The organism is Streptomyces sp. NPDC016845 (genome assembly GCF_044332585.1).
GTDB lineage: Bacteria > Actinomycetota > Actinomycetes > Streptomycetales > Streptomycetaceae > Streptomyces.
The window spans coordinates 1-18,216 of record NZ_JBIRPI010000021.1 but is presented as its reverse complement, the minus strand read 5'-3'; the positions used below and the strand labels follow the sequence as shown (position 1 = coordinate 18,216).

Sequence of the window (18,216 nt, the reverse complement as noted above, 5' to 3'; positions counted from 1 at the left end):
TCGTCACCGGGCGGCGATCGCGCCCCTGTCCAGGTCCACGACCACGTCCGCCCGCGCCCGGCCGGAGGCCACACGGTGGGCGTTCGCCTCGTCCGAGCGGAGGACCCAGTCACGGGCGGCCCGCGGGGACTTGCCGAAGGCGATGTGGCGGGCGATCAGGCGGTCGACGCGTACGGTCTCGTCCACCGCCACCCACCACACCTCGTCGAGCAGCGGGCGTACCGCCGTGGACCAGGGGGCCTCGTCCAGGAGGAGGTAGTTGCCCTCCGTCACGATCAGCGGGGTCCCGGGCGGCACCGGGAGCGCGCCCGCCAGCGGTTGTTCCAGGGCCCGTTCGAAGGACGGGGCGTAGACCGTCTCCCCGGCGTGCGGTGCGCGCAGGCGGGCGAGGAGCGCCGCGTAGCCGTAGGCGTCGAACGTGTCGGGGGCGCCCTTGCGGTCGGCGCGGCCGAGCCGGTCCAGCTCCGCGTCGGCCAGGTGGAAGCCGTCCATCGGGACCAGGGCGGCCGGCCCGGCCAGGGCGTCCACGACCGCCCCCGCCAGCGTGGACTTGCCCGCGCCGGGCGGGCCCGCGATGCCGAGGACGCGGCGGGGGCCCGCTGCCGTGGCCAGGGCGTGTGCGCGGGCCGCCAGTTCGTCTACGTAGTGCATGAGGGGCAGTTTTCCAGCCCCGCGAAGGGAAGACGTCACCACATCAGCGCGGCGTCCATCTCCGTCTGCCAGTACGTGACCTTGAGCGTGTTGTCGATCCAGACGCCCTTCGCGGGCAGCGCGGGCTGTGCGGACTCGCCGTCGTGGTCGGACACGCCCTTGGGGCCCGCGAAGTTGACGGAGAGGGACTTCGCCGAGTAGCCGTTCGCGCCGCTGCCGTCCGTCGCGGAGAGGGTGACACCCGCATAGCCGGACTGGCCCGGTTCGAGGGAGACCACGGCCTGCGGCCGCGAGTCCTCGATGACCGGCGGCACGGACTGCGCCCCGCTGAACCGGACCGCCGGGTAGTAGTAGAGGTCGCAGGCGGTGGAGCCGGTGTTGGTGACCGTGAGGAGCATGTGGTTCACGGGGCGGTTGACCGGCGAGGCGGTGGTGCGGGTGTTGGAGCCGTCGCAGACCGCGCGCTCGGTGGACGCCTGCTCGGACGCGGCCGGCTTCGGGGCGGCGGCGGCGCCGGCGGTGGGCTTCGCGGCCGGCTGCTTCGTGGGGGCCGAGGTGGCCGGCGTGGAAGCGGTGGGCTTCGAACCGGCCGGGGCCGGCTTCGCGTCCGTGGTGGGGGAGGCGGTGCCGGCCGGGGTCGAGGACGTGCTCGAACCGGCCGACGCGCCCTCGTCCTTGACGCCCGCACCGTCGTTGCAGGCGGTCAGTGAGAACGCCGCGAGTGCGACGGTCGCGGCGGCGGTGGCGAGGCGGGCACGGCGGACACGGCGGGTACGGGAGGTACGGATGCTGGACATTCTGGTGGTCCCCTTCGGCGTTGCGGTGGGTGTGGTGCTTGGATGACCAGAGCTTGTGCGGTGATCCGTCCCAGCCGCCACGATCCGCGGGCAGTACGGGACACTGGAACGCTGGAACAGGCTCTGGCCTGGGGAAATGCGCACTGCCTGGAACGCCTGGGCGGGACGCGGGGGAACGGAGGAACGGGTGTCAGGGGATCTGCCGGGGGACAGCGCGGACGCGTTCGCGACGCTGCTGCGGGGGCTGAAGGACCGGTCGGGGCTCAGCTACGGGACGCTGGCCAAGCGCCTGCACATGAGCACGTCGACGCTGCACCGCTACTGCAACGGCACGGCGGTGCCGACGGACTACGCCCCTGTGGAGCGCCTCGCCCGCCTCTGCAAGGCGTCCCCACAGGAGCTGGTCGAACTCCATCGGGCCTGGATCCTGGCGGACGCGGGACGGGGGCGTAAGGCGACACCGAGCGCGGCCCTGGAGGCGACGCCGAGCGCGGCTCAGGGGGCGACGCCGAGCGCGGCTCAGGGGGCGACGCCGCGCGTGGCTCAGGAGGCGCCCGGCACCGCTGGTGACCCGGAACCGCCCGCCGCGTCCCCGGAGGCACCCGCCTCCATCGACCTGCCCGGTGCCGCCGAGGCCCGGCCCCACCCCCGGCCCCGCCGCAAACGCACCGTGCTCATCGCCGGGATCGCCGTCGCCGCCGTGCTCGGGGCCGTCGCGCTGACGGTGAATCTGAAGGCGGGGGACAAGGGGGGCGGCGGGGCGCCGCAGGCGGCCGGGGCCACGGCCGCCGGGGAACGGGGGACCACCGACCGTGCCCCGTCGACGTCACCCTCCGCCTCCCCGTCACCCTCCAAGTCGGCGTCCAGATCCGCCGGTCCCCCGGCATCCGCCTCCGCCTCCGCCCGCACGGGCGCCCCGCCCGCCGCCCCCTCCCGCACCACCGGCGGGGCCGATGGCGGAACCACGGGTACGCCGCTCACCGTCACCACCCGCCCCTACGCCTACGAGAGCCCGTGCAGCCAGCACTTCCTCGTCGACAGCGAACCCGCGCAGGTCGGCCCGCCCGCCTCCGAACCGGAGGCCCCCCGCTGGGCGGCGGCGTACGGCGCGGTCTCGTCCAGGGAACAGCGCGTGGCGCTGACCGTGCAGGGCACCGGGCACGACACCGTCGTCCTGGAGGCGCTGCACGTCCGCGTCGTCAGCAGCAACACCCCGCTCGCCTGGAACGACTACTCGATGGGCGTCGGCTGCGGCGGCGGTGTCGGGACCAAGTCCTTCGACGTGAACCTGGACGCGGGAAGCCCGACCGCCAGCGGCAAGAACGGGCAGCGCGACTTCCCCTACAAGGTCAGCGAGTCCGACCCCGAGGTCTTCTACGTCACCGCGCACACCACGACCCGCGACATCCGCTGGGACCTCAGCCTGGAGTGGTCCAGCGGCAACCGGCACGGCACCGTCCACATCGACAACGCCGGCACCCCGTTCCGCACCAGCGCCGACACCGGCCGCCCGGGCTACGACTACCCCCTCGGCAACAACGAGTGGGTCAAGAGGGAGGAGCAGAGCGCCGGTTGAGTCCGCGCGTCCGTATCGCGAAACAGCAGGTGCACGGGGCAATCACCTATCTAGGGTTCCGGACAACCGCCGACCGCCCGGAAGGACTCGTCTCCCATGACCGTCACCACACCCGTGCCGCCCGCCCCGCTCGCCGCCCGCGTCGCCACCGTCGGCGGCTCCCCGATCCGGGACATCCTGGCGGTCACCGCCCGCCCCGAGGTCATCAACTTCGCGGGCGGCCTCCCGGCCCCCGAACTCTTCGACACCGACGGCATAGCGGCCGCGTTCGCACACGTCCTCGCCGCCGACCCGCAGCGCGCGCTCCAGTACTCCACCACCGAGGGCGAACCCGCCCTGCGCGAGGCGCTCGCCGCCCGCAACACCGCGCGCTCGCTGCCCACCACCGCAGACGACCTGCTGATCACCACCGGCTCCCAGCAGGCGCTCTCCCTCCTCGCGACCGCGCTGATCGAACCCGGCGACACCGTCCTCGTCGAGGACCCCTGTTACCTGGCAGCCCTGCAAGCCTTCGGCCTCGCGGGCGCCCGGATCGTCCCCGTCCCCTGCGACGCCGACGGCATCGACCCCGACGCCCTCGACGCGCTCGCCGCCGAGCACCGGCCCAAGTTCCTCTACACGGTGCCCACGTTCCAGAACCCGACGGGCCGCACCCTGCCCGCCGAACGCCGCGCCGCCGTCGCGCGGGTCGCCGCGCGGCGCGGACTGTGGATCGTCGAGGACGACCCGTACGGCGAACTCCGCTTCGAGGGCGAGCGCGTGCCCTGGATCGCCTCGTACGAGGACGCCCGCGACCGCACCGTCCTGCTCGGCTCCTTCTCCAAGGTCATGGCGCCGGGCCTGCGCCTGGGCTGGCTGCGCGCGCCCGCCGCGCTGCGCCGCGCCTGCGCCGTCGCCAAGCAGGCCGCCGACCTGCACACCCCGACCGTCACCCAGCTCGCCGCCGCCCGCTACCTCGCCGACCGCGACCTCGACGCGCATGTCGCGAAGGTCGCCGCCGCGTACGGCAGCCGCCGCGACGCGATGCTCGCGGGCATCGCCGAAGCCCTGCCGGAGGGCTCGACGTGGACCCGGCCCGAGGGCGGCATGTTCCTGTGGGCCCGGCTCCCCGGCACCGGCGCATACGACTCGACCGCCCTGCTCGGCAAGGCGGTCGAGTACGAGGTGGCGTATGTGCCGGGCGATCCGTTCCACATCGCCGACTCCGACTCCACGACCCTCCGGCTCTGCTTCGTGACGCAGACACCGGAGGAGATCGCGGAGGGGCTGCGGCGGCTCGGCCGGGCCCTGATGAACTGAGTGCTCAGAGGCGCTCGGGGGTCCGGATGCCGAGCAGGGCCATGCCCTGGTGGAGCGTCCGGGCCGTCAGGTCGCACAGGAACAGCCGGTTCTCCACGACCTCCTGCTCCGGGCGCGGCTTGATCACCGGGCACTGGTCGTAGAACGTCGTGAACAGCGACGCCAGCTGGTACAGGTACGCGGCCAGCTTGTGCGGCGCGTACTCGGCCGACGCCTCGAAGACCAGGTCGCCGAACGCGTCCAGGTGCAGGCCGAGGGCGCGCTCGGCCGGGGCGAGCGCCAGCTCCGGGCGGGCGGCGGGGGTGTCGCCCTCGGACTTGCGCAGGATCGACTTGATGCGGGCGTACGCGTACTGGAGGTAGACGGAGGTGTCACCGTTGAGGGACACCATCTGGTCCAGGTCGAACTTGTAGTCCCGGTTCGCCGACGTCGACAGGTCCGCGTACTTCACGGCGCCGATCCCGACGTACCGCCCGTTCCCGACGATCTCCTCCTCGGAGAGACCGATCTTCTCGGCCTTCTCCCGCACGACGGCGGTCGCCCGCTCGGCCGCCTCGTCGAGGAGGTCCTCCAGGCGTACGGTCTCGCCCGCGCGGGTCTTGAACGGCTTGCCGTCCGCGCCGAGCACGGTGCCGTAGCCCATGTTGTGCGCGGTGACGTCGTCGCTCAGCCAGCCCATCCGGCGCGCCGCCTCGAAGACCATCTTGAAGTGCAGCGACTGCCGTACGTCGACGACGTAGAGCAGGGTCGTCGCGTTGAGGTCCTTGACGCGGTTGCGGATCGCGGAGAGGTCGGAGGCCGCGTAGCCGAAGCCGCCGTCCGCCTTCTGCACGATCAGCGGGACCGGCTCGCCGTCCTTGCCGCGGATCTCGTCGAAGAACACGACGAGCGCGCCGTCCGAGCGCACCGCGACACCCGACTCCTCAAGGAGCCGCGCCGTCTCCGGCATCAGGTCGTTGTACGCCGACTCGCCGACGATCTCCTCGTCACGGATCTCCATGTCGAGCTTCTCGAAGACCGAGTAGAAGTAGACCTTCGACTCGTCCACGAACCGCTGCCACAGGTCGAGGGTCTCCTTGTCGCCGGACTGGAGCGCCACGACCCGCTTGCGGGCCCGCTCCTTGAACTGCTCGTCCGCGTCGAAGACCGCGCGCGACGCCTTGTAGATCCGGTTCAGGTTCGACATGGCCTGCTCGCCGTCGACCTCGTCGGCCGGGGCCAGCTCGCCCGGGTGCTCGGTCAGGTACTGGATGAGCATGCCGAACTGGGTGCCCCAGTCGCCGATGTGGTGGCGGCCGATCGTCTTCTCGCCGGTGAAGTCGAGCATGGAGCGCAGCGCGTCGCCGATGACGGCCGAGCGCAGGTGGCCGACGTGCATCTCCTTCGCCACGTTCGGCTGCGCGTAGTCGATGACCGTGGTGCCCGGGTTCTCCTTGAGGGGCACGCCGAGCCGGTCGCCGTCGGCGGAGCGGGCGGCGAGGGTCTCGGTGATCGCGCGGTCGGTGACCGTGATGTTCAGGAAGCCGGGCCCGGAGACCTCGACGTCGGCGAGGAGGTCACCCTTGACGATCTTCTCCACGACCTGTGTGGCCAGCTCCCGCGGGTTCGCCTTCGCCTTCTTGGCGAGCGCGAGGATGCCGTTGGCCTGGTAGTCGGCCCGGTCGCTACGTCGCAGCAGCGGGTCCGCGCCCGCACCGGCCTCGGGGAGGGCGGTGCCGAGGGCGTCGGCGAGACGCTGGTGGACGGAGGACGTGAGGGACGTGACCGAGGCCATGGAGTAGCTGCCGTTCCGCTCGTAGGTGCCAGGAGACTGGGTCCAGGGGGTCAGGTGTACTGAGTCCTGAACCCGGTCCAGTCTCCCACGGGGGCGAACGGGCGGTCGCATGGATTCCCGCCCGCCCCCGCGGTCCACCACGTCAGGACGCGGGTGCCAGCGCCACCGCCGCGAGGGCCGGGGCCGACTCGGTGCCGTCCGCGAACACCGCGCTCACGCGGTAGTAGGCGGCGGTGCCGGACGGTGCGTCCTCGTCGCGGAAGTGCCGGAACTCCTCCGAGTACGGGTTCTCCATCGCTCCCTCCGCGATGCGCTCGTACGCGCCCGCGGCCCGGTCCCAGCGGTAGACCCGGTAGCCGGTGGCGCCGTCGAGGGTGTCCCAGTTCAGGACGGTGTCACCGGCGTTCTCCGCGGCCTCCAGGCTGCTCACAGGGGAACCCGGCGCGGTCGCCTCGGTCGGCCGGGTGTCCTGCTCGGCCGCGTAGACCGTGACCGCCTCGCTGTAGTTGTTCGAGCCGTCCACGGCGCGCAGCTCCCAGCAGCGCTCCTCGCCGTCCGGCAGACCCTCGGTGTCCTGGTAGGACGTGGCGTCGCTGTCGAGGACCTCCGTGTTCCCGCCCGCGCAGGTCAGCACGCCGTCGACCGTCTCCGGGCGGCCGGCGCGCAGCCAGTAGGAGTGCAGGTCGGCGACGGCGGGGGCGTCCCAGCGCAGGGTCGTACCCCACGGCTCGGGGGTCGCGTCCAGAGCGGCGGGAACCGGCGGCGCGACCGTGTCCTCGTACCGCACGGCCTTGAACTGGCTGGACGTCACACCGTTCCCGGCGACGGCGAGGACCGTGATGTAGCGGTCCGTCGAGCCGCCGAAGTCGGTGAGCGCGCAGGTGTACTCGACGTACAGGGAGGTCCGGAAGACCTCCTGCGGCGCACAGGCGCGCAGCGTGGTGCGGACCGTGGACGCGCTGGAGCCCGACCAGACCTTGAAGCCGCCGCTGTGGTCGTTGTCCGCCGCGACCCTGATGTGCAGCTCGGGGCGGCCCTGCGCGTCGGGCCGCAGGCTCACGGGCATCGCGGGAGCCACCTCACGCGTCGCCGTGACGGTCGCCGGCTTCGACCGGTTCCCCGCCGCGTCGAACGCGTACACCGTGTACGTGCGCCGCACACCCGGCTTGGCCGTGGTGTCGCGGTACTCGGCGGCCGTGGCGGTGCCGAGCAGCGTCGGAGCCGCGCTGCCGTCCGCGCTGTGGACCTCCCAGCGCACGGCGCCGTCGGACGACGCGTTCCAGGTCAGCACGTTCTTGTCGGTGTCGGGTGTGGCCGTGAGACCCGCCACCGCACCCGGCGCGGTCGTGTCCGGGATGCTCACCTTGACGGGCGTGGTGCGCGCCGAGGTGTTCCCGGCGGCATCGGACGCCGACGCCGCGTAGTAGTACGTCTTCCCCTCGCCCGGCGCCTCGTCGTACAGGTACTGCTCACCCGGCGTCCTGCGCAGGTCCATGGTGGCGACCTCGGTGAACGGGCCCGCCGCGGCCGTGGCGCGCCACAGCCTGAAGACGGGGCCCTCGGACGGCTGCACCTGGCCCAGCCAGACGTTGACGCGCGGCCCGTAATAGACCTTCGAGACCGTGACGTCCGAGGTGCGCACGTAGGGGACGGGCGGGGCCGTCTTGTCGGGCGGGGTGACGTACGGGCCGCAGGCGGTCTTGCCGTAGTTCGTCCACTTGTCGACGGCCTGGACGCAGAACCGGTACTTCTGGCCGTCCTTCGGCAGCGTGTACGTGGCGCTGGTGCCGGTGGTGTTCCACCCCGACACACCCGACCCGGGGGTCTCCACCGAGACCCGGTAGCGGGCGATGTCCAGCTCGCGGTTCTTCGTCCAGCGGGCGGACGCCTTGCCGGTCGACGTGGAGTACGACGTCGTGATGCCGGTCGGGGCCAGCGGTGCCTTGCTGTCGGACGAGGCGGGCCACGTGAACTTCACCCGGGAGAGCCCGGTCCAGTTCGTGTGGTCGACGCGGACGGTGTGCTTGCCCGAGCCGATGCAGAACGTGCCCGGGACGCTGTTGCCGCCGTCACCGGTGTTCGTCCACTTGTTCACCTTGCGGACGTTGTCCACGTAGAGCCGCAGGCCGTCCGTACCGGCGAGACGGTAGGTGAAGCAGCCGCCCGAACCGAAGTCGCGGGTGAGTGAATAGCGCACCGAGAAGTTGTTCGTGGCCATCCCGGAGAGCGGCGCGCCGGTCCACTTCTGGTCGATGGTGGTGTCGCAGTCCGTCTTCTTCGGCGTCCCGGAGAAGGTGGTATTGCTGTAGAACGTCCTCTTGAACGTGGTGTCGCCGCAGGTGACGGCGGCTTCGGCGGAAGGCGCCGCGAGGACGAGGCAAGCCGACGGCAGGGCTATGGAGAGCCCGGCGGCCCCCAGGCGCAGCCCCGCGCGGAATCTGTCTGTGATCACGAAGAGAGGACACACGCCAGGCCCCCGAGGTTGTACGGCTTCCTCATCCGTTTTCCGGCACGAAGCGGCGCGGGTGACAATGGACGGCGGGCCTCCACGACGGAGGAGACGAACGAGGAGAGAAGGACGTGCCGACCGTGGCTGACAGCAGCGCTCCGAGCGCCCAGCAGGACTGGGTGTCGCGCTACGCGGACGAAGTGATCGCCGAGTCCGAGCGTCGTGCCCCGGGCAAACCGGTCGTCGTCGCCTCCGGCCTGTCCCCGTCGGGCCCGATCCACCTGGGCAACCTGCGCGAGGTCATGACCCCGCACCTGGTCGCCGACGAGATCCGCCGCCGCGGCCACGAGGTGCGGCACCTGATCTCCTGGGACGACTACGACCGCTACCGCAAGGTCCCGAACGGCGTGCCCGGCACGGACGCGTCCTGGTCCGAGCACATCGGCAAGCCCCTGACCTCGGTGCCGGCCCCGGCCGGATCCGCGTACCCGAACTGGGCGGAGCACTTCAAGGCCGCCATGGTCGAGGCGCTCGGCGAGATGGGTGTCGAGTTCGACGGGATCAGCCAGACCGCGCAGTACACGTCCGGCGTCTACCGCGAGCAGATCCTGCACGCGATGAAGCACCGCGGCGACATCGACGCGATCCTCGCCCAGTACCGCACGAAGAAGGCCCCGGCCAAGCAGCAGCAGAAGCCGAAGGACGAGGCCGAGGTCGAGGCCGCCGAGGGCTCCGGCGCCGCGTCCGAGGACGACGGCAGCGGCGGCGCGGGCGGCTACTACCCGTACAAGCCGTTCTGCGGCCAGTGCGGCAAGGACCTCACCACGGTCACCTCGTACGACGACGAGAGCACCGAGCTGGCCTACACCTGCACCCTCGACGGCTACACCGAGACCGTCCGGCTGAGCGAGTTCAACCGCGGCAAGCTCGTGTGGAAGGTCGACTGGCCGATGCGCTGGGCGTACGAGGGCGTGATCTTCGAGCCGTCGGGCGTCGACCACTCCTCGCCCGGCTCGTCGTTCCAGGTCGGCGGCCAGATCGTGTCGATCTTCGGCGGCGAGCAGCCGATCGGCCCGATGTACGCGTTCGTCGGTATCAGCGGCATGGCGAAGATGTCGTCGTCCAAGGGCGGGGTCCCGACCCCGGGCGACGCGCTGGAGATCATGGAGCCGCAGATCCTGCGCTGGCTCTACGCCCGCCGCCGCCCCAACCAGTCCTTCAAGATCGCCTTCGACCAGGAGATCCAGCGGCTCTACGACGAGTGGGACAAGCTCGCCGGGAAGGTCGCCGACGGTTCAGTGCTGCCCGCCGACGCGGCCGCGTACAGCCGCGCCGTCGGCACCGCCGCCGGTGAACTGGAGCCCACCGAGCGCCCGCTGCCCTACCGCACGCTGGCGTCCGTCGCCGACGTGACGGCCGGGGACGAGCGCCAGACGCTGCGCATCCTCGCCGAGCTCGACCCGGAGAACCCGGTCACGGACCTGTCCGTGGTCCGCCCCCGGCTCGACAAGGCCGAGACCTGGATCTCCAAGTACGTGCCCGCCGAGTCCCGCACCGTCGTCCGCTCCGAGCCGGACACCGAGGCGCTCGCCGCGCTCGACGAGGAGAGCCGCAAGTCCGTCCAGCTCCTCCTGGACGGACTGGACTCGCACTGGTCGCTCGACGGCCTGACCCACCTCGTCTACGGCGTCCCGAAGGTGCAGGCGGGCTTCCCCGCCGACGCCACCGCCAAGGAGCTCCCGGCCGAGATCAAGGTGGCCCAGCGCACGTTCTTCGCGCTGCTCTACCACCTGCTCGTGGGCCGCGACACCGGCCCGCGCCTGCCCACGCTGCTGCTCGCGGTCGGCGCGGACCGGGTGCGCCGGCTGCTCGGCGCGTAGGTGAGCTGACGGGAAAGGGGCGGCACCGGGTCTCTCCGGTGCCGCCCCTTTCCCATGACCACGTCTCAGGCGATGTGGTCCTCCATCAGCTCCGCGTTGTACCGCGCCTCGAACTGGTCCGCGAGACGCTTCACGTCACGCGGGTCCAGCTCGATGCCGAACGAGGCCTCGACGTCCGCCGCGAACCGCCCCGGCGACGGCATCTCCCCGTCTATCGCCTGCCGGTAGACCCGGTACAGGTCCTCCACGGTCGGCGCCGTGTTCGCCGTGTCCGCCGTGTTCGCCGTGTTCACCGTGTCCTGCGCGCCGTCGCCGAGCGGGCGCGTGCCCCCGGCCCCGTTCGGCACCGGGAACTGCTGCTCGGGCTCGGGCGCGGGGGCGGGCTCGGGCTCAGCCGCACGGGGCCGCGGCACCGGGATCTGCTGCGGCTGCTCCTCGTACCACTCCTGGTGCTCCTGCTCGGGGACGAACGTGGGCGGCTGGAAGTTCGGGTCGTAGTCACCCTGGTACGCCACCTCGCGCGGCGTCGCGAACCACTGGCTCGGCGCGTCGGCGGCGGCCACCTCGTCGACGGCGGACGTCGGGTCCGCCGGCACCGCCGACGGCTCCAGCTCGGGCACGGACTCCCGGCCGCCCTGCGCCGCGACCGGCGCGGGCGGCAGCAGCTGCGGCTCGATCCCGGCGGCGGCGAGCCCGGCCGGGGCGGTCTCGGCGAGCGGCACCCCGTAGCGGGCGAGGCGCAGCGGCATCAGCGACTCCACCGGGGCCTTGCGGCGCCAGGCCCGGCCGAAGCGGGAGCGCAGGCGTGCCTGGTAGACGAGGCGCTCCTGCTCCAGCTTGATCACGGCGTCGTAGGAGCGCAGCTCCCACAGCTTCATCCGGCGCCACAGCAGGAACGTGGGGAACGGGGAGAGCAGCCAGCGCGTGATGCGCACGCCCTCCATGTGCTTGTCCGCGGTGATGTCCGCGATCCGTCCGACCGCGTGCCGGGCGGCCTCGACCGAGACCACGAACAGGATCGGGATGACGGCGTGCATACCGGTGCCCAGCGGGTCCGGCCAGGCCGCCGCACCGTTGAACGCGATCGTCGCCGCGGTCAGCAGCCATGCCGTCTGACGGAGCATCGGGAACGGGATACGCATCCACGTCAGCAGCAGGTCCAGCGCGAGCAGCACACAGATACCCGCGTCGATGCCGATCGGGAAGACGTAGGAGAAGTTCCCGAACCCCTTCTCCAGGGCCAGCTCGCGGACGGCCGCGTAGGAACCGGCGAAGCCGATCCCCGCGATGACGACCGCACCGGCCACCACCAGACCGATGAGTATCCGGTGCGTCCGTGTCAGCTTCAGTGGCGCGGCCACTCCAGTTCCCCTCCCAGTTCGGCATGTTGCGCCCAACAGACTGGCACACGTGTGCGGACGGCCGTGGGCCGGTACGCCCGGAGCCCGGCGCCCAAAAGGGGCCGGGCTCCGCAAACCGCTTACGACAACGGCTAGTTGTCCTTGTCGCCGGCCTTCTTCGAGGCGGAGGCGGAGGCGGACGCCTTCGGTTTCGACGACGACGAGGACGACGACGAGGACGACGACGGGGACGAGGAAGAGGAAGAGGGCGAGGACGCGGAAGGAGACGCCTTCGAGTCCACCACCGACGCCACGACCTCCTTGGCCGCCTTCTCCGCGTCCTTCACCAGCCCGTCCACGGCCGGCGTCTTCTCACCCGCGAGACCCGAACCGTTGTAGTGGACGGTCACCACGACGTTGTCCACGCGCGAGACGACCGTCTGCTGGCGGGACGTGACGTCCTTCTTCTTCTTTTCCTCGTACGTGCTGTCGAAGCGCACCAGCGTCGCCTCGTCACCCGTGCCCGCGACCGGCTCGGTCTTCACGTTCTTCGCGCCCTCGGCCGCCTGCGCGTCCTTGACCTGCTTCGTGTAGTACTCCGTGGCCAGCTTGTCGCCGCTGCCCCGGTTCAGATCCGACTCAAAACGGACCATCGAGACATTCAGCCAGCGGAACTGGGAGCCCTTGACGCCCTTGTTGTCCAGGCTCGACCAGGAGCAGTTGGCCCGCGTCGACTCGTCGTCCGACGCGCCCGCCTTGCTGTCACCCTTCGGGACCAGGTCGTCGAGCGTCTTCTTCGACAGCGCCGAGCACGCCTGCGGCAGCGCCTTGTACGTCGCCGGGGCCACCTTCTTCGCCGCGTCCGCGGCGGTCGAGGCGGAGGACGTGGCCGTGGACTTCTTGTCCGCCTTGTCACCGGAGCCGGAGTCGCCGCCGGAGTCGGAGGAGCAGCCTGCTGCGAGGAGAACCACCGGCACGGCGGCTGCGCAGGTGAGTATGCGGGTGAGTCGCTTGGTCGGACGGTGCATGGTTCCTCTACATAGGACGCTGGCTGGAGCACGGTCCCGGAAATGCGGCGGCTTCCTTCACAGAGCCACCACGAACCCGGGTCCGATGGGCCACCGTACGCCGTGGCCACCCCGCACGCCTCGACTTCACCGGAGCCGCAACGGCCGTCCGAACCGCCCTACTCGTCGAATTTCCCGACCAGCTTCTGCGCCAGTTCCTGCGCCCTGTCCTGCGATTCTTCGCTGTCGGGGGCCTCTCCGGGGGTCGCGGACTGGGCTACGTACTGGACGGTCACCAAGGCGTTCGACGTGCGGAACACCACAGTCACCGTCCGGCTCCGGGACGCCAGCGGACCCGACAGCTCGTCGTCGATGAAGGCTTCGTCACCGAGCCCTTCGAGCATGCGGGGCTGCAGTTCGGCGGCGTCGGAGGCGGAGGCGGAGGAGGAGGGCGAGGCGGTACCGGTGTCGGCGTCGGTACCGGCGTCGGTGTCCGCGCCGGGTGAGGACTTCCCGTCGCCGTCCGCGTCATCGCTTGCCGTGCCGCTCGACGGCGTGACGGAACCGGTCGGCGCCGTCGTCGGCACGCCCGCCTTCGCCACCTTCGCCGCGAACACGTCCTCCGCGCGCGAATCGTCACTGACCGCGGCGTCGTAGGAGACGACCCGCTCGAAGTCCAGGGTGAGACGGTGCGTGCCGCCCGTCGCCGACTGGTCCTTCCAGCCGCAGCCGGCCCGGCGGGCCGTGTCGTACGTGGCCGTCGCCGTCCCCTCGTACGCCTTCTCCCGCGTCTGCTCGTCCGTCAGCTCCTTGATGCCGGGGAGCATCGCGTCGAGCATCCCCTGGTCGGGCTGGGCACACGGCTCGGGCAGCGTCCGGTACTTGCCCGGCTTGGCCGACGGGGCGGAGGCGCTCAGGCCGCCCGGCTTGGAGTCGCCCGCGCTGTCGTCGGAGCCGGAGCCTCCGGAGCACCCGGCGAGCAGTGCCGTCAGGAGTACGGCGACGCCCGGCACGTACGCGTACGACTTCCGCTGCACCGTAAGGGCTCCTCTCGGCGGGTTGCGCCTGGTTAATCGGTTGCCGCGGTGAGGCGGCCGATGATGACAATGTCTATCGCACGCACTGCCGTGGACGCCGGTCCGGCGACCGTTTCGTCGACCTTGGCTCCGGTATCTGCGTTTCCGAACTTCAAAGAACTTCAGCCGACTTCGGTGGAGTTCAGCAGGCTTCATCACCTTTCAGGGGATTTCATGTCGTACGTAGAGGTACCGGGGGCCAAGGTCCCCATCCGCATGTGGGCGGACCCGGCGTCCGTCGAGGACGTGGCGATGCAGCAGCTCCGCAACGTCGCGACGCTGCCCTGGATCAAGGGCCTGGCCGTCATGCCCGACGTCCACTACGGCAAGGGCGCCACGGTCGGCTCGGTGATCGCGATGCAGGGTGCCGTGTGCCCGGCGGCGGTCGGGGTCGACATCGGCTGCGGCATGAGCGCGGTGAAGACGTCCCTCACCGCCAACGACCTCCCCGGCGACCTCTCCCGCCTCCGCTCCAAGATCGAGCAGGCCATCCCGGTGGGCCGAGGCATGCACGACGACCCGGTCGACCCGACCCGCCTGCACGGCTTCGGGACAGCGGGGTGGGACGACTTCTGGGGGCGGTTCGGGGGCGTCGCGGACGCGGTGAAGTTCCGGGAGGGGCGAGCGCGCAAGCAGGTGGGAACGCTCGGGGCCGGCAACCACTTTATCGAGCTTACGTTCGATTCTGAGGGAGTGGTCTGGCTCATGCTTCACTCCGGATCCCGCAACATCGGCAAGGAGTTGGCCGACCACCACATCGGCGTAGCCCAGAAGCTGTCGCACAACCAAAACCTCGTCGACCGTGACCTGGCTGTCTTCATCTCGGAGACTCCGCAGATGGCGGCGTACCGCAACGACCTGTTCTGGGCGCAGGAGTACGCGAAGTACAACCGGTCGATCATGATGGCGCTGTTCAAGGACGTGGTCCGGCGGGAGTTCAAGAAGGCGAAGGTGACCTTCGAGCCGGAGATCAGCGCGCACCACAACTACGTGAGCGAGGAGCGCTACGACGGGATGGACCTGCTGGTCACCCGTAAGGGAGCGATCCGCGCGGGTTCGGGCGAGTACGGGATCATCCCCGGTTCGATGGGCACGGGTTCGTACATCGTGAAGGGCCTCGGCAACGCGGCGTCCTTCAACTCCGCCTCGCACGGCGCGGGCCGCAAGATGAGCCGGAACGCGGCGAAGCGGCGCTTTTCGACGCGGGACCTGGAGGAGCAGACACGGGGCGTGGAGTGCCGCAAGGACTCCGGCGTCGTGGACGAGATCCCGGGCGCGTACAAGCCGATCGAGCAGGTCATCGACCAGCAGCGGGATCTGGTGGAGGTCGTGGCGAAGCTGAAGCAGGTCGTCTGCGTGAAGGGCTGAGCCGCCGTTTCCGCCTTCGGCGGGCGGCGCGTGGCACCCTGTGCCGCATGATCGTCGCCCGTTCCGTGTTCCTGTTCGTGCTCGCCGCGCTGTTCGAGATCGGTGGGGCGTGGCTGGTGTGGCAGGGGGTGCGGGAGCACCGGGGGTGGGTGTGGGCCGGGGCCGGGGTGATCGCGCTCGGGGTGTACGGGTTCGTGGCCACGTTGCAGCCGGACGCCGAGTTCGGGCGGATCCTGGCCGCGTACGGCGGCGTCTTCGTGGCGGGCTCGATCGCGTGGGGCATGGTCGCCGACGGGTACCGGCCGACCCGCTGGGACGTGGTCGGCGCCCTGGTCTGCCTGGCCGGTATGGCGGTGATCATGTACGCGCCGAGGAACGACTGACCCGGCGATCTTCCGCACGTACGCTGGGCGGAAGTTCCGTAGCCCCGCTGTCCGAGGAGTAGCTCATGGCCCCCGCCGCGTCTTCCCGTATCGCCGTCGTCACCGGCGCGAGCAGCGGTATCGGCGCCGCCACCGCGCGGCAGCTGGCCGCGGCCGGGTACCGGGTGGTGCTCACGGCCCGCCGCAAGGACCGCATCGAGGCGCTCGCCGAGGAGATCAACGGCGCCGGGCACCAGGCCACCGCGTACGCCCTGGACATCACGGACCGGGCGGCGGTCGACGAGTTCGCCACCGCGTTCAAGACGGTCGGCGTCCTGGTGAACAACGCGGGCGGCGCGCTCGGCGCGGACCCCGTGGCCACCGGCGACCCGGAGCAGTGGCGGCAGATGTACGAGACGAACGTCATCGGCACCCTCAACATCACCCAGGCCCTGCTCCCCGCGCTCACCGCCTCCGGCGACGGCACGGTCGTCGTCCTCTCCTCGACCGCCGGGTTCAGCACGTACGAGGGCGGCGCCGGTTACGTGGCGGCCAAGCACGCCGAGCACGTCCTCGCGGAGACGCTGCGCCTGGAGATCGTCGGCACGCCGGTCCGGGTCATCGAGGTGGCGCCCGGCATGGTGAAGACGGAGGAGTTCGCGCTGACCCGGTTCGGCGGCGACGAGGAGAAGGCGGCGAAGGTGTACGCGGGCGTCGCCGAGCCGCTCACCGCCGACGACGTCGCCGACACGATCACCTGGGCGGTCACCCGGCCCAGCCACGTCAACATCGACCTGCTCGTGGTCCGGCCCCGCGCCCAGGCCTCCAACACGAAGGTCCATCGCGAGCAGCGGTGAGGACGGGCCTCAGGAGGTCGGGTACGCCGTCGGCGGGACGCCCACCGTCGCCGTGAAGTCGCGGACGAGGTGTGCCTGGTCCGCGTAGCCGAGGTCGGCGGCGAGCGCGGCCCAGTCGACCCCGCCGCCCCCGTCGGCGCCCGCGCGCGCGGCGGCCGTCTCCAGCGCCTCGTGGATGCGGTAGCGCAGGATGCACCATTTGGGGCTCACGCCGACGTGGCCCGAGAACAGCCGCTGCAGCGACCGCACCGACATCCCCTCGTCCCGCGCGAGATCCGCGACGCGGCGCACCCCGCGCTCGGCCCGGATCCGGGCGACGAGCCCGCGCGCCAGCTCGGCCACCGGGTCGGGCTCGGCGGGTGTGCGGGGGAGCAGATAGGCGTCCAGGGCGGCGACCCGGGCGCGGTCGTCACCGGCAGCGGAATCCGGGTCGGAATCCGGACCGGGATCGCGCTGGGAGTCGGGGTCGGGGTCGACGATCGCCGCCACCTCCGTCGCCGGGAACACCTCTTCGTACGGCAGCACCCGCCCGGTCCACTCGGTGACCGGCACCCCGGGCACGAACGGCCGGAACGCCCCCGGCCAGAACTTCGCCCCGCACACCCGGCCCCGCCCACCGATCTTGCGGGTGTAGAGACCGGGCGCCGAGACGCCGGTCAGCTCCCCGTAGGGCGGCCCCTCGTCCTCGTCCCACTGGAACGTCAGGTTCACGGACGGATGCGGCACGATGTGCGAGGCGTAGGGCGCGGGCAGGTCCCAGTCGATGAACCAGTAGTTCTCGACGTACGGGCGCAACGCCTCGGCGGGCTCGTGGCGCCGGAAGCGCACGCGCGTGAGCAGCGCGGCCGGGTCGACGATCCCTCGGGTGTCCCGTGTGTCCCGCTCCATCTCCGGATCGTACGGCGGGGCACTGACAGCCCGCCCTGGACGACGGCCCGTCGCGTTTGTTCAAGAGGCGTGGGACGACGCGCTCGTAGCGTCGGATCCATGGACACAGACGAGCAGCAGACGCGGCAGCGACAGCCTCACGGGATCGGGGACCTCCTCGACATCGCCGCCGAGCGCGCCCTCCCCGTCGTGGCCGGTATCCCGGACACCGCGCTCACAGCCCCCACACCGTGCGCCGACTACGACGTGAAAGCCCTGGTCAACCACGTCTTCCAGGTGGTCGTCGAGTTCCGGAAGCTCGCCGCGAAGCAGGACTCCGACTTCGCCGTGACGCGGGACCGCGTGGGGGAGGGCGACGACTGGCGGGCGCGGTTCGCGAGCGCGGCGCAGGAGCTGGTCGCCGCGTGGTCGGCGCCCGGCGCCGAGGACGGGACGAGCGGCGCGATGAACATGCCCGCCCGCCTCGTCGGAGCGATGGCGCTGCTCGATCTCACCGTGCACGCGTGGGACCTGGCGCGGGCCACCGGACAGCCGTACGAGGCTCCGCCGCAGGTGGTCGGGGCGCTCGCGGAGGCGGTCGCGGAGCTGGCGCCGACGGCCAGGGCGATGGGCGTGTTCGGCGAGCCCGTACCGGCGGGGGCCGACGCGTCGCCCTTCGACCGGCTTCTGGCAGCGACGGGACGCCATCCGCAGCAGCGGTGACCGAACAGCACGGCGGCCGGGAATAGGGGAGCCGGCACATCCGTTCCGGGGTATAGTTGAACAGTCAACAAAAACCCGGGAAGGGTGAGCATCATGCAGTTCGGAATCTTCACCGTCGGCGACGTCACGGTCGACCCGACCACCGGACGCGCGCCGAGCGAGCACGAGCGCATCAAGGCGATGCTCGCCA

At 71.4% G+C, this 18,216-nt stretch carries 15 protein-coding genes; 7 read left to right on the top strand and 8 right to left on the bottom strand.

Annotated elements, in window-relative coordinates; translation table 11 throughout:
• Positions 1-3 precede the first annotated feature (3 nt).
• Positions 4-651, bottom strand: coding sequence for a nucleoside/nucleotide kinase family protein (locus tag ACH4RC_RS33375; protein WP_398207545.1), 648 nt, complete (start codon positions 649-651; stop codon positions 4-6).
• A 35-nt stretch (positions 652-686) separates the two neighbouring features.
• Complete coding sequence (locus ACH4RC_RS33370) at positions 687-1,448, bottom strand: DUF4232 domain-containing protein (protein WP_398207543.1); 762 nt, start codon at positions 1,446-1,448, stop codon at positions 687-689.
• A gap of 187 nt (positions 1,449-1,635) precedes the next feature.
• Between ACH4RC_RS33370 and ACH4RC_RS33365 the strand changes: the two genes are divergently transcribed.
• Positions 1,636-3,024 carry a helix-turn-helix domain-containing protein gene (locus ACH4RC_RS33365; RefSeq protein WP_398207541.1) on the top strand — a complete coding sequence of 463 codons (1,389 nt, stop codon included), beginning with the start codon at positions 1,636-1,638 and terminating at the stop codon, positions 3,022-3,024.
• A gap of 96 nt (positions 3,025-3,120) precedes the next feature.
• Positions 3,121-4,323: a PLP-dependent aminotransferase family protein gene (locus ACH4RC_RS33360; protein ID WP_398207539.1), complete on the top strand. Its 1,203-nt coding sequence runs from the start codon at positions 3,121-3,123 to the stop codon at positions 4,321-4,323.
• Positions 4,324-4,327: 4 nt separating this feature from the next.
• Here the strand turns inward: ACH4RC_RS33360 and argS are convergent, their stop codons facing one another.
• Together argS and ACH4RC_RS33350 are read right to left on the bottom strand one after the other, a co-directional pair.
• Positions 4,328-6,097 (bottom strand): arginine--tRNA ligase, encoded by a 1,770-nt coding sequence (gene argS / locus ACH4RC_RS33355; protein ID WP_398207537.1) that lies wholly within the window; start codon positions 6,095-6,097, stop codon positions 4,328-4,330.
• Positions 6,098-6,239: 142 nt separating this feature from the next.
• Positions 6,240-8,549 carry a hypothetical protein gene (locus ACH4RC_RS33350; protein WP_398207535.1) on the bottom strand — a complete coding sequence of 770 codons (2,310 nt, stop codon included), beginning with the start codon at positions 8,547-8,549 and terminating at the stop codon, positions 6,240-6,242.
• Between the two features lie 128 nt (positions 8,550-8,677).
• On the opposite strand from ACH4RC_RS33350, the gene lysS reads away from it, so the two are divergent.
• Positions 8,678-10,426 carry a lysine--tRNA ligase gene (lysS, locus tag ACH4RC_RS33345; RefSeq protein ID WP_398207533.1) on the top strand — a complete coding sequence of 583 codons (1,749 nt, stop codon included), beginning with the start codon at positions 8,678-8,680 and terminating at the stop codon, positions 10,424-10,426.
• A gap of 65 nt (positions 10,427-10,491) precedes the next feature.
• Here lysS and ACH4RC_RS33340 read toward each other — a convergent pair whose 3' ends face one another.
• From ACH4RC_RS33340 to ACH4RC_RS33330, 3 genes are all read right to left on the bottom strand, one after another.
• A complete protein-coding gene (locus ACH4RC_RS33340) occupies positions 10,492-11,787 on the bottom strand; it encodes a DUF2637 domain-containing protein (RefSeq protein WP_398207532.1) in 1,296 nt (431 codons plus the stop codon).
• Between the two features lie 131 nt (positions 11,788-11,918).
• Complete coding sequence (locus ACH4RC_RS33335; protein WP_398207531.1) at positions 11,919-12,794, bottom strand: DUF3558 family protein; 876 nt, start codon at positions 12,792-12,794, stop codon at positions 11,919-11,921.
• 158 nt (positions 12,795-12,952) lie between these two features.
• Positions 12,953-13,810, bottom strand: coding sequence for a DUF3558 domain-containing protein (locus tag ACH4RC_RS33330; protein WP_398207530.1), 858 nt, complete (start codon positions 13,808-13,810; stop codon positions 12,953-12,955).
• Positions 13,811-14,023: 213 nt separating this feature from the next.
• On the opposite strand from ACH4RC_RS33330, the gene ACH4RC_RS33325 reads away from it, so the two are divergent.
• The 3 genes from ACH4RC_RS33325 (at position 14,024) to ACH4RC_RS33315 (ending at position 16,436) form a co-directional block, all read left to right on the top strand.
• Positions 14,024-15,217, top strand: a complete 1,194-nt coding sequence (locus tag ACH4RC_RS33325; protein ID WP_398207529.1) for an RtcB family protein — start codon at positions 14,024-14,026, stop codon at positions 15,215-15,217.
• Positions 15,218-15,264: 47 nt separating this feature from the next.
• Complete coding sequence (locus ACH4RC_RS33320; RefSeq protein ID WP_398207528.1) at positions 15,265-15,600, top strand: YnfA family protein; 336 nt, start codon at positions 15,265-15,267, stop codon at positions 15,598-15,600.
• Between the two features lie 65 nt (positions 15,601-15,665).
• Positions 15,666-16,436: an SDR family NAD(P)-dependent oxidoreductase gene (locus ACH4RC_RS33315; protein WP_398207527.1), complete on the top strand. Its 771-nt coding sequence runs from the start codon at positions 15,666-15,668 to the stop codon at positions 16,434-16,436.
• 9 nt (positions 16,437-16,445) lie between these two features.
• Here ACH4RC_RS33315 and ACH4RC_RS33310 read toward each other — a convergent pair whose 3' ends face one another.
• Positions 16,446-17,324, bottom strand: coding sequence for a DUF6597 domain-containing transcriptional factor (locus ACH4RC_RS33310; RefSeq protein ID WP_398207526.1), 879 nt, complete (start codon positions 17,322-17,324; stop codon positions 16,446-16,448).
• Positions 17,325-17,423: 99 nt separating this feature from the next.
• Here ACH4RC_RS33310 and ACH4RC_RS33305 point away from each other — a divergent pair, with 99 nt between their 5' ends.
• Positions 17,424-18,026, top strand: coding sequence for a TIGR03086 family metal-binding protein (locus ACH4RC_RS33305; protein WP_398207525.1), 603 nt, complete (start codon positions 17,424-17,426; stop codon positions 18,024-18,026).
• The last annotated feature ends 190 nt before the right edge of the window (positions 18,027-18,216 follow it).

What these genes read in the sequence shown, in the direction of transcription:
- ACH4RC_RS33375 (WP_398207545.1), bottom strand. Translation starts at nt 651, where the DNA reads ATGCACTACGTAGACGAACTGGCGGCCCGCGCACACGCCCTGGCCACG.
- ACH4RC_RS33370 (WP_398207543.1), bottom strand. Translation starts at nt 1,448, where the DNA reads ATGTCCAGCATCCGTACCTCCCGTACCCGCCGTGTCCGCCGTGCCCGC.
- ACH4RC_RS33360 (WP_398207539.1), top strand. Translation starts at nt 3,121, where the DNA reads ATGACCGTCACCACACCCGTGCCGCCCGCCCCGCTCGCCGCCCGCGTC.
- argS (WP_398207537.1), bottom strand. Translation starts at nt 6,097, where the DNA reads ATGGCCTCGGTCACGTCCCTCACGTCCTCCGTCCACCAGCGTCTCGCC.
- ACH4RC_RS33335 (WP_398207531.1), bottom strand. Translation starts at nt 12,794, where the DNA reads ATGCACCGTCCGACCAAGCGACTCACCCGCATACTCACCTGCGCAGCC.
- ACH4RC_RS33325 (WP_398207529.1), top strand. Translation starts at nt 14,024, where the DNA reads ATGTCGTACGTAGAGGTACCGGGGGCCAAGGTCCCCATCCGCATGTGG.
- ACH4RC_RS33320 (WP_398207528.1), top strand. Translation starts at nt 15,265, where the DNA reads ATGATCGTCGCCCGTTCCGTGTTCCTGTTCGTGCTCGCCGCGCTGTTC.
- ACH4RC_RS33315 (WP_398207527.1), top strand. Translation starts at nt 15,666, where the DNA reads ATGGCCCCCGCCGCGTCTTCCCGTATCGCCGTCGTCACCGGCGCGAGC.
- ACH4RC_RS33310 (WP_398207526.1), bottom strand. Translation starts at nt 17,324, where the DNA reads ATGGAGCGGGACACACGGGACACCCGAGGGATCGTCGACCCGGCCGCG.
- ACH4RC_RS33305 (WP_398207525.1), top strand. Translation starts at nt 17,424, where the DNA reads ATGGACACAGACGAGCAGCAGACGCGGCAGCGACAGCCTCACGGGATC.